The organism is Actinoplanes sp. SE50/110, assembly GCF_900119315.1.
Lineage (GTDB): Bacteria > Actinomycetota > Actinomycetes > Mycobacteriales > Micromonosporaceae > Actinoplanes.
In genome coordinates, this window is the sequence record NZ_LT827010.1 from 142,547 (window position 1) to 155,000 (window position 12,454).

Annotated in this window: 12 protein-coding genes and 3 tRNA genes (1 of these 15 only partly in view); 6 read left to right on the top strand and 9 right to left on the bottom strand. The window is 71.6% G+C overall.

The features are described from left to right. Window positions 1-2 precede the first annotated feature (2 nt). Window positions 3-1,271 carry a PrsW family intramembrane metalloprotease gene (locus ACSP50_RS00670; protein ID WP_014687225.1) on the top strand — a complete coding sequence of 423 codons (1,269 nt, stop codon included), beginning with the start codon at window positions 3-5 and terminating at the stop codon, window positions 1,269-1,271. Between the two features lie 19 nt (window positions 1,272-1,290). Here the strand turns inward: ACSP50_RS00670 and ACSP50_RS00675 are convergent, their stop codons facing one another. Next, on the bottom strand, window positions 1,291-1,545 hold the full coding sequence (locus ACSP50_RS00675) for a hypothetical protein (RefSeq protein ID WP_014687226.1): 255 nt from the start codon (window positions 1,543-1,545) through the stop codon (window positions 1,291-1,293). A 195-nt stretch (window positions 1,546-1,740) separates the two neighbouring features. On the opposite strand from ACSP50_RS00675, the gene ACSP50_RS00680 reads away from it, so the two are divergent. Both ACSP50_RS00680 and ACSP50_RS00685 read left to right on the top strand, forming a co-directional pair. Beyond that, window positions 1,741-2,139 (top strand): hotdog fold thioesterase, encoded by a 399-nt coding sequence (locus ACSP50_RS00680; protein WP_014687227.1) that lies wholly within the window; start codon window positions 1,741-1,743, stop codon window positions 2,137-2,139. Window positions 2,140-2,324: 185 nt separating this feature from the next. After that, window positions 2,325-2,714, top strand: coding sequence for a hypothetical protein (locus ACSP50_RS00685; RefSeq protein WP_043513260.1), 390 nt, complete (start codon window positions 2,325-2,327; stop codon window positions 2,712-2,714). Window positions 2,715-2,718: 4 nt separating this feature from the next. Here ACSP50_RS00685 and ACSP50_RS00690 read toward each other — a convergent pair whose 3' ends face one another. From ACSP50_RS00690 to ACSP50_RS00725, 8 genes are all read right to left on the bottom strand, one after another. Next, window positions 2,719-3,027, bottom strand: coding sequence for a hypothetical protein (locus ACSP50_RS00690; protein ID WP_014687229.1), 309 nt, complete (start codon window positions 3,025-3,027; stop codon window positions 2,719-2,721). Window positions 3,028-3,622: 595 nt separating this feature from the next. Further along, window positions 3,623-3,699: transfer RNA gene (locus tag ACSP50_RS00695), tRNA-Phe, on the bottom strand. Window positions 3,700-3,714: 15 nt separating this feature from the next. Further along, window positions 3,715-3,788 (bottom strand) — tRNA-Asp (locus tag ACSP50_RS00700). Between the two features lie 62 nt (window positions 3,789-3,850). Further along, window positions 3,851-3,923: transfer RNA gene (locus ACSP50_RS00705), tRNA-Glu, on the bottom strand. A 338-nt stretch (window positions 3,924-4,261) separates the two neighbouring features. Beyond that, the gene (locus tag ACSP50_RS00710; RefSeq protein ID WP_369793895.1) at window positions 4,262-5,545 is read right to left on the bottom strand and encodes a MerR family transcriptional regulator; all 1,284 of its coding nucleotides are present in this window, start codon (window positions 5,543-5,545) and stop codon (window positions 4,262-4,264) included. After that, on the bottom strand, window positions 5,511-6,095 hold the full coding sequence (gene idi / locus ACSP50_RS00715) for an isopentenyl-diphosphate Delta-isomerase (RefSeq protein ID WP_014687231.1): 585 nt from the start codon (window positions 6,093-6,095) through the stop codon (window positions 5,511-5,513). Before idi ends, ACSP50_RS00710 begins: the two co-directional genes overlap by 35 nt. After that, entirely contained in the window at window positions 6,092-7,573 is a 1,482-nt protein-coding gene (gene crtI / locus ACSP50_RS00720; protein ID WP_043510597.1) for a phytoene desaturase family protein, read from the bottom strand. The genes idi and crtI overlap by 4 nt, the downstream gene beginning before the upstream one ends. Before the next feature lie 29 nt (window positions 7,574-7,602). Further along, a complete protein-coding gene (locus ACSP50_RS00725; protein WP_014687233.1) occupies window positions 7,603-8,673 on the bottom strand; it encodes a polyprenyl synthetase family protein in 1,071 nt (356 codons plus the stop codon). A gap of 69 nt (window positions 8,674-8,742) precedes the next feature. Between ACSP50_RS00725 and ACSP50_RS00730 the strand changes: the two genes are divergently transcribed. From ACSP50_RS00730 to ACSP50_RS00740, 3 genes are all read left to right on the top strand, one after another. Further along, a complete protein-coding gene (locus ACSP50_RS00730) occupies window positions 8,743-9,630 on the top strand; it encodes a phytoene/squalene synthase family protein (RefSeq protein ID WP_014687234.1) in 888 nt (295 codons plus the stop codon). Window position 9,631: 1 nt separating this feature from the next. After that, on the top strand, window positions 9,632-10,942 hold the full coding sequence (locus ACSP50_RS00735) for a deoxyribodipyrimidine photo-lyase (protein WP_014687235.1): 1,311 nt from the start codon (window positions 9,632-9,634) through the stop codon (window positions 10,940-10,942). Between the two features lie 245 nt (window positions 10,943-11,187). Beyond that, window positions 11,188-12,454, top strand: partial view of an NAD(P)/FAD-dependent oxidoreductase gene (locus tag ACSP50_RS00740; RefSeq protein WP_014687236.1) — the 5' portion only. It continues 95 nt past the right edge of the window; only the first 1,267 of its 1,362 coding nucleotides appear in the window; its start codon is at window positions 11,188-11,190; its stop codon lies beyond the right edge, outside the window.

The following is a 12,454-nucleotide window of genomic DNA, read 5'->3' on the forward strand; positions in this document are numbered from 1 at the left end:
CGATGAGTGAACCGGTGCGGCCCGGCGACACCCGGCTCGACACCCTCGTCCGGGTGCCCGCGTTCTGGGTGGTGATCACCCTGCTCGCCGCCGGCGCGGTGCGGATGTCGCAACTCCTGGCCCGGTTCCTGCACCTCTACCCGATCGCCACGATCACCGCGCTCGGCCTGTTCGCCCTGCTCGCCGTCCCGTTCTGGATGTTCGTCCAGGAGCTCGACTTCCTGGAACGGGAACCGGCCGGGCTGCTCGCCGTCGCGTTCGCCTGGGGCGGTGTGGTCGCCACCAGCGTCTCCATCCCGGGCAGCACCGCCCTGGAGAACCTGATCGCCAAACTCGGCTCACCCGGCCTGGCCGCCGACTGGGGCGCCGCCCTGGCCGGCCCCACGGTCGAGGAGATCGCCAAGACGCTCGGCGTGGTGGCCATCGTGCTGATCGCCCGCTCCCAGGTGAACAGCGTGCTGGACGGCGTCGTCTACGGCGCGCTGGTCGGGCTCGGCTTCCAGATCGTCGAGGACATCGTCTTCGCGATCGGGGCGGTCGCGCTGGCCGGGCAGGGCGACGAGGTGCGGCCGGTGATCACCACGTTCCTGGTCCGTGGATTCCTGGCCGGGGTCTGGAGTCACACCCTGTTCGGCGCGCTGGCCGGCGCCGGCATCGGCTATCTGGTGGTGCACACCGACCGCAGCCGGTCGCGCCGGCTCACGATGGCCGGCCTGGCCCTGTTCGGCGCGTGGGCGTCACACGTGCTGTGGAACTCGCCGCTGTTCCGCGACGGGCTCGGCAACGGCGCGGTGGCGTTGCTCGCCGTGCTCACCTTCAAAGGCCTGCCGCCGCTGCTGCTGATCCTGTTCCTGGTCCGCCGGGCGCACGACCGCGAGGCGGAGTATTACGTCGCCCGGCTCGCCGGGCTCGGCGACCCCGAGGTGATCACCGAGGCCGAGTTGCACGCGCTCGGTTCCGGGGCCCGCCGGGCCGCGGCCCGCCGGCACGCCGGCGACCGGGCCGGCCGCCGGGCCAGGTCGGCGGTGCGCCGTCTGCAGCGCGCCCAGGCCCGGCTGGCCGTCGAGCTCAGCCGGACGTCCCAACCGCTGCCGCAGACAGATCACCACCATGGCGAGGTACGCCACCATCGCGCCACCCTGCAGGCTCTGGGGCACCCGGAGGCGGTCGAGGGGGTACGCACGTGGCGGCACACCGCCTCGACGGTGGGCACCGCAGCGGTGGCGATCGCCGTGCTGTGGGTTGCCCTGTCCGCCCTCGGCGGCGCCTGACCCGCTGTCCGGGCGATGCTCAGACGGTGCCGGCCGGGGGCAGGCCGCCGTCCCCGTCGACGATCGTGTCCGGCGTGCCGTCCTCGTCCAGGTCGACCATCGTCACGTCGACCTTGCCGTCGCCGTCGGTGTCGAACTGGAACAGGTCCGGCTTGCCGTCGCCGTCGGTGTCCGACACCCAGACGTCCACCTTCCCGTCGTGGTTGGCGTCGCTGGTGATCAGGTCGACGCGGTCGTCGCCCCGGGTCTCGACGATCTCCTGCGGCTCGCTCATCTCGTCTCCTCTTGCGGAATTCCAGGATCTGTCAGTCGGTACGGACCCCGACTCTGCCCGGATGGATCACGCGGCACAACCGCCACATGAGTACCCGGTGGACGCAAACCGCAGTCCGATCGTTGTGACACGTGTCGCTGGTGCCCGATCCGGCCGGGGGTAACGTACGCCGTCGTGGATATCGCGGAAGACGGCATGCAGCACCTCTTCACCAGCAACGGAGGCGGTGCGCTTGCCGAGCGGATGGGCATCGTGATCACCGAGGCCACGGCGGAGCGGGTGGTCGGCACGATGCCGGTCGAGGGCAACACCCAGCCGTACGGTCTGCTGCACGGCGGAGCGTCCTGCGTGCTCGCCGAGACCCTCGGGTCGGTCGGCGCGGTCCTGCACGGGCAGACGGTCGATCGGCCGTTCGCGGTCGGCGTCGACATCAACGCCACCCACCACAAGGCGGCCCGCTCCGGCCTGGTGACCGGCGTCGCGGTGCCGGTGCACCGAGGTCGCGCCGTGGCCACCTACGAGGTGGTTCTGGAGGACGAGGCCGGCGAGCGGGTCTGCACCGCCCGCATCACGTGCCTGCTGCGCGGCGCCTGACTCGCACCGCCTCGGTCACCTGACCGGCTTCCGCGTCCGACTCGGCACCGCCCATGACCTGGCTGTTTCGCGGCCCTCTCGCCCGGCGGCCGATCCGCGGCCGCCCGGAGGCGGGCGGCCGGACCGCTTTCCCGGAGTCGTTCGCCGCCGAGCGTGGCTTGACGATTACGCGTACGGTTTGGAACGTGACCGAAGCACCACAGCACGCGTTCGACGACGCCACGCAGATCCTGACCTCCGCGCTCAGCGGTGACAGCGATGCCGTGGCCAGCACCTTCAACGCCGTCGTCAGCCGGGACGGCGTCGTCGGCGCGTGGGACGTCGCGTGGTGCCTGGCCGCCACCATGGTCGGCCAGCTACCCGGCATCGGCGCCTGGACCCTGGAATTCCCTGGTATCGACGATGCCCGATACGATAAGCGTTGGGTCGCCCGTTTCGTCAGCGCCTACGTCAACGGGGACGCCAACACCGGCGAAGCCCTCTTCGGCGCCGCGATCGCCGACGGCCAGCTGCCCGACTGCCTGCTCGCCCTGGCCGGCTCCACGGTCGCGACACTGCGTCACCGGGCGGCCTGAGCGGTCACTGCTTCTTCAGATACAACGCCTTCGCGTACTGCGTCGCGGCGGCCGTGTTGTACATCGACGCCTGCGACATGAAGAAGGTGTTGTCCGCGATCGCCCGGGACGCCTGCGTGGTGCCGGCGAACCTGATGTCCGCCTCCGCCTCGGACAACCCGCGCGCCATGAACTGCCGGCGCATCGCAATCCGCCCGCGCCGGAACGTCTCGGCCGCCTCCTCCGCGTTTCTCATGAAGGTCATCGCCTTTTCCGCCAGAGCCTCGGCCAGGTTGTAAGCCGTCTGCTCGGCCTCGTTCGTGAAGCTCTGCACGTCGCTGTGCCTCCTCGCCAACCGGACCGATACCGCTAACACTCTTAGTCAGCGGAGCCGTCCGCTACAAGAGGCTTTCCCCGCCCTGTGGACAACCGGCCCGACGGCGCGTTCCCGAGTAGACCTTCACCGCTCCACCCTGGACCGCCGATCCGCCGCCGCCCCGAGCCCCCGTCCGGTGGCCACGTCCCGGCGTTTCTCCGGGCGCCGACCGGCACCATCGTCCAAGGCAACCCGGTTTGCTCCCGGCCGCTCGGCGGCGAGTGGCACGAATCAGGGAGCAACCGCGAAACCGATCGTTCATACGATGGCGGGACGAGCCGCGGGGGCGCTCGCGCAAAGCAGAAGCGCCCGGCGCCTCCGCCGGGCGCTTCACACGCTCAACTGCCGACCAGATCCCGGGACGGCCGGGAACATCTGTTACGCGACCCCGGCGGCGGCGCCCGTCGGGACGAGCGGGGAAGCGAATGTCGGGGAGGAGCAAGAAACAAAACGCCGGTGAGAAGCCGGAAGCAGACGTCGGGGAGGCCCGGAAAGCAAAACGTCCACCATGCGTTTCCGCAGGTGGACGGTGCTCAGTGCCCGGCGAGAGGCCTGGTGGCCAGGGGCGGGGTCGAACCGCCGACCTTCCGATTTTCAGTCGGACGCTCGTACCAACTGAGCTACCTGGCCGTGCTTGGTGCTTTGCGGTCCTGACGGGACTTGAACCCGCGACCTCCGCCTTGACAGGGCGGCGAGCACTCCAACTGCTCCACAGGACCTTGCTATTTCACTGCTTTTCTTGCTCTGGTCTGTCAGCGACCTGCGTCGCTAACCTTACCAGTACCCCCAACGGGATTCGAACCCGTGCTACCGCCTTGAAAGGGCGGCGTCCTAGGCCACTAGACGATGAGGGCAACTCCGCCATCATTGCACATCAAGCTGGGTGCTCGATCAGCAACGTTTGGTGGCCTTCGCCCCAACCGCGCCCCGTTGAGGCCTGCAAAGCATATGTGATCCACCGAGCGGCCGCCAAATCGGTATCCCTCTTTCCGCCTGTACCTCGCTGACCAGGGGAAACGTTGCCGGCCGGCCGTCGGCAAGGCGCTGGGCCGCGCCAAGGCGGCCGCACGGAGAGGGCCGCACGGGCAGGGCCGCACGGGCAGGGGCGTGCGGGCAGGGGCCGTGCGGGCAGGGGCGTGCGGGCAGGGGCCGTGCGGGCAGGGGCCGTGCGGGCAGGGGCGTGCGGAGGCGGCTAGACCGTGGCGAGCAGGTGGACGGCCTCGGTGAGGCCGGTCAGGCGGGTGATCCCGGAAGGCAGGTCATGCGGCCAGCCGGGGCCGGCGGCGGCGATGACCAGCGGCGGGTGCGGGATGTCGCGGACCCGGGTCAGCTGGGTGACGATGCCGGTGGCCGGGCGCTGCGACCAGAGCACGACGGCAGCCGGGCCGGTGCGGGCGATGGCGTCCAGCAGGGCCTGTGACGGCACCCGGGCGCCGAACAGACGGCTCGGCACGCCTCCCTCGGCCAGGGCGGCGGCCAGGGCCTCCAGGGGCAGTGTGTGCTGTTCCTCGTCGGCGGCGGCGAGCAGCACCCGGGGAGAGCCGGCGGGGTGTGGGACCGAGGCGAGGATTTCGGTGACGGCGCGCGACAGCAGGTGTTCGACCTCGACGAAACGCCGAGTGGCCTCGTACCGGTCGCCGATCGCGGCCAGAGCCGGGACCATCACCTCGGTCCAGGCGGGTATCACGCCGCGGTCGTGCAGCGTGCTGCAGAGGATGTCGCGCATGCCGCGCACGTCGAGCCGCATCGCGGCCCGGGTCAGCCCGCGAGCGGCCGGGGCCGGTCCGCGGGTCGGGCGGGTGCCCCGGCCGGCGGGGCCGACCGGGGGCTGTCCGGGAGCGGCCGGGGTGGGTGGCGACGCCACGGCGGTGGGGTCGTACAGCGCCGCGCCGGGCTCCGGTGGGGTGAGGGGCCTGGACCGCGCCCAGGCGGCGGCCTCGGCGGGCGCCACGCCCTGAGTGGTGAGCCGCTGCATCACCTGCAGCCGGTCCATGTCCTCGGCGGTGTACCGCCGGTGATGTCCGGGCTCGTGCCGGCTCGGCCCGAGCCCGTACCGCTGGTGCCAGGTGCGCAGGGTCGTGACCGCCACTCCCAGCCGCCGCGCGGCCGCCCCGGCACTCAACGCCACATCGCCCGCCCGCCCGGCCGGCGCGGCATCTGCCACGCCGGTCCGGACGGCGTCGTCCGGAGAATCCGTCGCGGCGGTCGCCGGGCCGGTGCGGGAGGCGTCGTCCGTGGCGGTCGCCGGGCGGGCCCGGGAGGCGTCGTCCGCGGCACCCGACGCGGCAGCTGTCGCGTCGGTCAGGGGCGTATCGCTCGGGCCACCGGGCGCGGCAGCCACCGGGCCGGTCCGGACGGCGCCGGGACCGGCTGTGGCCGGGATGTCGTGCGAGGAGGCGACCGAGCTGCCCGGCGAGGTGGGGATCTCGGCGCTCAACGCCTCACCGGCCACCCGACCGCTCCGTGGAAAGGACACCCGACCGCTCCGTGAGAATCTCGAACACCCCGGGGAGCCAGGGCGCGTACAGCTCGGGGGACTCCGTCAACCCGGTGCGCAGCCCGGGCAGCGAGGCCCAGCGCAGCGTGGCGATCTCCGCCGGATCGGGGTGTGGCACGACGCCGTCCGGCAGGGCGCCGATCAGCACGTGGTCGTATTCGTGCTCCACCCGGCCGGTGACCGGGTCGGTCGCGCGGTAGGTGTACACGCCGATCTCGGTCAGCGTGACGTCACGTACCGCCAATTCCTCGGTGAGACGCCGCGCCGCGGCGACCGTGACCGGCTCGCCGGGCGCGGGGTGGCCGCAGCAGGTGTTGCCCCAGCGGAGCGGGAAGCGGGTTTTGGCCGCGGCCCGCTGCTGGAGCAGCACCCGGCCCTCATCGTCGGTGAGGAAGACCGAGAAGGCCCGGTGCAGCGCACCCGGCGAGAGGTGGGCGTCGGAGACGGTGGCCGACCCGAGCGGCTGCCCCTCCTCGTTGACGAGCTCGACGAGATGATCTTCACGGTTGAGGTGACCGATGCTGCTCATGAGGCTCCCTGTGTGATCCGGCTCGCGGCCAGCTTCCCGGAGATGAGCACCATCGGCACGCCGACCCCGGGTTGTGTGCCCGAACCGGTGAAGACCACGTTCGGCAGCGTGGGGTGCAGGTTCGCCGGCCGGAACGGGCCGGTCTGGGCGAAGGTGTGCGCGGCGGCGAACGGCGTGCCGGCCGCCATCCCGTCGTCGGCCCAGTCGGCCGGCGTGATGATCCGTTCGACCTCGACCCCGTCCCGGAAGCCGATGTAGCCGCGCTGCTCCAGGGTACGCAGCAGCTCGTCGGCATACCGTTCGGCGAGGCCGCCGCGCCAGTTCATCGGACCGGAGACGAGGTTCGGGGCGGGCGCCAGCACGTAGTAGGTCTGTTTGCCGTCGGGCGCGGCAGAGGGGTCGGTGTGCGTGGGATTGGTGACCAGCAGTGACGGGTCGCTCATCAGCAGCCCACGGTTGATCACTTCGTCGAAGGTGCGGCGCCACGTCGTACCAAAGTGGATGTTGTGGTGTGCGATCTTCGAATACCGCTGTGACGATCCGATGTGGAGTACCACGCAGGAGGGCGAAAAGCGCAGGTTGCGGCTGTTCCGGGCAGGCAGCAGGTCGCGGTACGCGATGGGCAGGTCGGGATTGAGTACGACGGTGTCCGCCTCGATCACGTCCCCGCCGACGGTCACCACCCCGGTCGCCCGGCCGTGCTGGGTGAGCACCCGCTCGACCGTCGTGTCGTAACGGAAGGTGACCCCGTGCTTCTCGGCGGCGCCGGCCAGCGCCTTGGGGACGGCGTGCATGCCGCCCTTGGGGTAGTACACCCCGGCGACCGAGTCGAGGTAGGCGATCACCGCGTAGATGGCCATCGCGTCGTGCGGGGCGAGACCGGCGTACATCGCCTGGAACGAGAAGATCCGCTGGGTCCGCGGATCGCGGAAGAACTCGTTGATCTTCGGCTGCAGGCGACCGAAAGCGCCCATCCCGAGCAGCTTCAGCAGGTTGAGGTTGAGCAGGTCGAGCGGACTGTCCAGGTTCCGGTCGATGAAGTGGTCCCGTTCCAGCTGCCAGAGCCGCCGGGTGTAGTCGACGAACCGCAGGTAGCCGTCGGCCTCGCGGGCGCCGCAGACCTGGGCGATCTCGGCCGCCATCCGGGTGGTGTCGGTGCGGACGTCCAGCGTGGAGCCGTCCGGGTAGTACGCCCGGTAGGCCGGGTCGAGCGGGGTCAGCTCCAGCCAGTCGGAGAGATTCTCGCCGACCGCGGCGAGCGGCTCGGCGATCAGTTCCGGCATGGTCAGCACGGTCGGGCCGGTGTCGAAGTCGTATCCGCCGACCGAGAGGCGCCCGGCGCGGCCGCCCGGCACCGGCTCCCGCTCGACGACGGTGACCTGCCGCCCGGCTGCGGCCAGGTGCAAGGCGCAGGAGAGGCCGGCCAGGCCGGCCCCCACTATCACGACACGATCGGTGGGTCCGGTAACAGTGCGCACGCCGCGGCTCCAGGGGGTGGGGGGTTTCATCATGCCGGGCGCTGCGTCGCCACGGTGGCCAGCTCGATCAGGGTGGCACGGGCCTCGGCGTCGATCGGCGCCGAGGCCAGCGCGGTCAGTCCTTCGGTGACCCGGGCACGGATCATCTCCTCGACCCGGGCCGGGGCGCCGGTCTCGGCGACGACCTGCGCCTTGCGCTCGATCTCCGCCGACTCCAGCTCGGCCAGCTGGCCGGGGGTGGCCATCCGACGGGCCAGCATCAGCAGTGCGGTCGGTTTGCCGGTGCGCAGGTCGTCGCTGACCGGTTTGCCGGTCACCGCCGGGTCGCCGTAGACACCGAGCAGGTCGTCGCGCAGCTGGAAGGCCTCGCCGACGGCGATGCCGTAGGTCCGGTACGCCTCGGCGACCTCCACGTCCTCGACCCCGGCCAGGGCCAGGCCGAAGTCGAGCGGCCGCTGCACGGTGTAGCTGGCGGTCTTGTGCCGGGCGACCAGCAGTGCGCGCTCCACCGACCAGGACGCCGGATCGGTCTCACCGAGGACGTCCAGATACTGCCCGGCGACCGCCTCGATCCGCATCCGGTCGTAATGCGCGCGGACTGCAAGCAGGGTGGCCGCCGGCACCGGGGTGCGGGCCAACAGCTGGTCGGCCCAGACCAGGCAGAGGTCGCCGACCAGGATCGCGGCCGACGTGCCGAACCGGCCGCCGTGCTGGGCCGCGAAGATCCGGTGGGCGGTGGGCCGGCCGCGGCGGGTGGACGAGTCGTCCATCACGTCGTCGTGGACGAGCGCGAAGGTGTGCATCAGCTCCAGCGCGCCGAGCGCGGGCAGCAGCGTCTCGGCGTCCGCGGCCGGCCCGGCGACGCCGCGCCAGCCCCAGTACGCGAACGTCGGCCGCAGCCGTTTGCCGCCGGCCATCACCAGGTCACGGGCGGTGCGGCCGAAGCCACCGAGCGATGGGTCGACGGCGTCGAGAGAGGCGATCTGGGAGGCGAGGAAGTCGGCGAGCGTCCCCTCGACTGCACCGACCAGCCCAGTGTGAGAGACGGACTGCCGGGGTATCGCGGCAAGGCGATTTCCCTCGAGGGTGTCATTGGCCACGTCCAGTACCGTACCCTAACTCTCAGAAGTTGCGTCGATTCGTGCGTCGATTTATCCGGGAGGACCGGGATGGAAACCGATCTGGCCGCCGCCTATGAGCGGTGCCGTGAGCTACACCGAGAGCACGGACGCACGTACTACCTGGCGACCCGGTTACTACCGGCCTGGAAGCGCCGGCATGTGCACGCTCTGTATGGATTCACCCGGTTCGCCGACGAGATCGTCGACCGCACCGAGGCGCAACCACCCGCCGAGCGCGCCGCCGAGCTGGCCACCTGGTCCGCCGGATTCCTCGCCGGACTGCGCGGCGAGCCGGTCGACGACCCGCTGCTCCCGGCCGTGCTGCACACCATCGCGGTCTTCGGGCTCGACCTGGAGGACTTCGCGAAGTTCCTGCGCAGCATGGAGATGGACCTCACCGTCACCGGCTACCGCACCTACGACGACCTGCTCGACTACATGGAGGGCTCGGCCGCCGTGATCGGCACCATGATGCTGCCGATCCTGGGCTCCACCGACCCGGCCGCCGCCCGCGAACCGGCCCGCCAGCTCGGCTTCGCCTTCCAGCTCACCAACTTCATCCGGGACGTCGCCGAGGACCTCGCGCGGGACCGGATCTACCTGCCCGAGGAGCACCTCGCCGAGTTCGGTGTGACCCGCGCCGACCTGGCCGCCGGCGTCGCCACCCCGGCGATCCGCGCGCTCATCCGGGCCGAGGTGGACCGCGCCCGTGAGCACTACGCGGCCGCCGCCCCCGGCATCCCGCTGCTCGAACGCACCTCGCAGGCCTGCATGCGGACCGCCTTCCAGCTGTACGGCGGGATCCTGGACGAGATCGAGGCGGCCGACTACGACGTGTTCGCCCGGCGGGTCACGGTGCCGAACCGGCGCCGGGCCGCGGTCGCCGTCCGCAGCCTGCTCACCCGGCCCGGCACCCCGGTCGAACTGGCGGCCTGAGATGGGCGCCCGCGTCGCGCTGTTCACCCGCGACCTGCGGATCCACGACAACCCGCTGCTCAGCGGGCCCGACCCGGTGGTGCCGCTGTTCGTCCTCGACCCACGGCTGAGCGGCCTCTCGGCCAACCGCAGCCGCTTTCTCCACCAGAGCCTGGCCGACCTGCGGAACAGTCTCCGCGAGCGTGGCGCCGACCTGGTGATCCGGGAGGGCGACCCGGTGGCCGAGACCATCGCGGTCGCCTCCGAGGTGGACGCGTCGACGATCACGGTGGCCGCCGACGTGACCGGTTACGCCCAGCGGCGCGAGCGGCGGCTGCGGGACGAGCGATTCCGGGTGAAGACGGTGCCGAGCGTCACGGTGCTGCCGCCCGGTACGGTCCGGCCGGGCGGGGGAGGCGAGTCGTACCGCGTGTTCACGCCGTACTTCAAAGCCTGGGAGAAAGCTGGGTGGCGCGCACCCTCCGCAACGCCGGGGAAGGTCGCGATGCCGGCCGGCATCGCGCCGGGAAGGCTCCCCGAGATGCCCGCCGGCGACTCACCGGACGCCGTCGCCGGTGGCGAGACCGAGGGCCGCCGCCGGCTCCAGGCCTGGCAGAAAGAAATGGCGCGGTACGCCGAGGACCACGACGACATGGCCGCCGACAACACCAGCCGGCTCAGCGCCTACCTCCGGTTCGGCTGCCTGTCGCCGCTCGAACTGGCGCTGGCCGCGAAAGCCGACGACTCTCCCGGCGCCCAGGCCTACCTGCGGCAACTGTGCTGGCGGGACTTCTACTACCAGGTCACCGCGACCTTCCCGGAGATCTCCACCCGGCCGCTGCGGGAGAAGGCGGACCAGAACTGGCGATACGACGACGACGCGCTGCGTCACTGGCAGGACGGCCTGACCGGGGTGCCGATCGTCGACGCCGGCATGCGCCAGCTCCGCGCGGAGGGCTGGATGCACAACCGGGCCCGGCTGATCACCGCCGCGTTCCTCACCAAACACCTGGGCATCGACTGGCGGCCCGGGCTGCAATGGTTCTTCCGCTGGCTGCTCGACGGCGACGTGCCGAACAACTCCGGCAACTGGCAGTGGACCGCCGGCACCGGCAACGACACCCGGCCCTATCGCAGGTTCAATCCCATTCGCCAAGCGCAGCGATTCGATGCGCAGGGCGTGTACGTTCGGCGCTACGTACCGGAGTTGAAAGACATCGACGGTGTCACGGTGCATCAGCCGTGGCGACTGCCGGAATCGGTACGCCGCGGGCTCGACTATCCCGGACCGTTGGAGTCACATCGGGACGAGGCGGTCTGGCTGCGCGACTGAGGCTGCGGGGTCCACCGGCTGGTTGCGTCCGTCACACGTACTCGCCGGTGGACCCCGCGTGGCGTACCCAGGCCTCGATCACCTCATGCGGGAAGGCGGCCATGAGGATGGCGGGCGCCAGCCGACGCCCACCATCGCCCCCTCATGACCGCCCGCCTTCTCGGTACCTCCGCGAGGGTCCAGAATCGGTCGTGGCCGGCGGCACATGAGGAATCGGCGCACGGTCCTTCTGCTTAGGTGGGGTCATGTCTGAAGCGCGGCAAGTGGACGTGGTGGTCGTCGGGCTCGGTGTCGGCGGCGAGGAGGTCGCCGGTCGCCTGGCCGCGGCCGGCCTGAGCGTGATCGGCGTCGAACACCGACTGGTCGGTGGCGAATGCCCGTACTGGGGATGCATCCCCACCAAGATCATGGTCCGCGCCGGGAACGCGCTGGCCGAGGCCCGCCGGATCCCCGGCCTCGCCGGGACGTCCACGGTGCGGGCCGACTGGGCGCCGGTCGCCAAACGGATCCGCGACGAGGCCACCGACGACTGGAACGACAAGGTCGCCGTCGAGCGGTTCACCGGTAAGGGCGGAACGTTCGTCCGGGGCACGGCCGAACTGACCGGTCCCGGTCAGGTCCGGGTCGGGGACCAGGAATTCGCCGCTTCGCGCGGCGTGGTCATCGCCACCGGCACCGCCGCTGTGGTCCCACCCATCGAGGGCCTGTCCGGTACGCCGTTCTGGACGAACCGTGAGGCCGTGGAAGCGGCGGCCCTGCCCGCATCGATGCTGGTGCTCGGCGGCGGGGCGATCGGGTGCGAGCTGGCCCAGGCGTACGCCCGGTTCGGCGTGCAGGTGACGGTCATCGAGGGCTCACCCCGGGTGCTGGCCATGGAGGAACCGGAGTCGTCCGAGGTGGCGGCCGCCGCCCTGACCGCCGACGGGGTCCGGATCGTCACCGGGGTGCGCGCGCAGAAGGTCGCCCACGACGACGGGTTCCACGTGACCCTCTCCGACGGCAGCGTGCTGGCCGGCGAGAAGCTGCTGGTCGCGACCGGGCGGGCGGCCCGGCTCGGCGGGCTCGGGCTGGACCGGGTGGGGCTGGACCCGTCGGCTCGATTCCTGGCCACCGATGACCGGCTGCGCGCCGGCGAGGGCATCTGGGCGGTGGGGGACGTGACCGGGAACGGGGCGTTCACCCACATGGCGATGTACGAGGCGGACATCGCGGTGCGGGACATCCTGGGGCAGGGCGGCCCGGGAGCCGACTACCGGGCGCGGCCGCGGGTGACCTTCCTCGACCCGGAGATCGGGGCGGTGGGGATGACCGAGCAGCAGGCCCGGGACGCCGGCCTCGAGGTGCGGGTGGGGTACGTGCCGCTGAACCAGACCTCGCGAGGGTTCATCCACGGGCCGGGGAACGAGGGATTCCTCAAACTTGTCGCGGACGGGGAGCGGGGAGTGCTGGTCGGCGGGACGACCGCCGGGCAGTCCGGTGGCGAGATGATCGGGGCGGTGGCGGTGGCGGTGC

Excerpts from the sequence above, each read along its gene's own strand:
- ACSP50_RS00670 (WP_014687225.1), top strand. The coding sequence starts at position 3 with ATGAGTGAACCGGTGCGGCCCGGCGACACCCGGCTCGACACCCTCGTC.
- ACSP50_RS00675 (WP_014687226.1), bottom strand. The coding sequence starts at position 1,545 with ATGAGCGAGCCGCAGGAGATCGTCGAGACCCGGGGCGACGACCGCGTC.
- ACSP50_RS00680 (WP_014687227.1), top strand. The coding sequence starts at position 1,741 with ATGCAGCACCTCTTCACCAGCAACGGAGGCGGTGCGCTTGCCGAGCGG.
- idi (WP_014687231.1), bottom strand. The coding sequence starts at position 6,095 with ATGAGCAGCATCGGTCACCTCAACCGTGAAGATCATCTCGTCGAGCTC.
- ACSP50_RS00730 (WP_014687234.1), top strand. The coding sequence starts at position 8,743 with ATGGAAACCGATCTGGCCGCCGCCTATGAGCGGTGCCGTGAGCTACAC.
- ACSP50_RS00735 (WP_014687235.1), top strand. The coding sequence starts at position 9,632 with ATGGGCGCCCGCGTCGCGCTGTTCACCCGCGACCTGCGGATCCACGAC.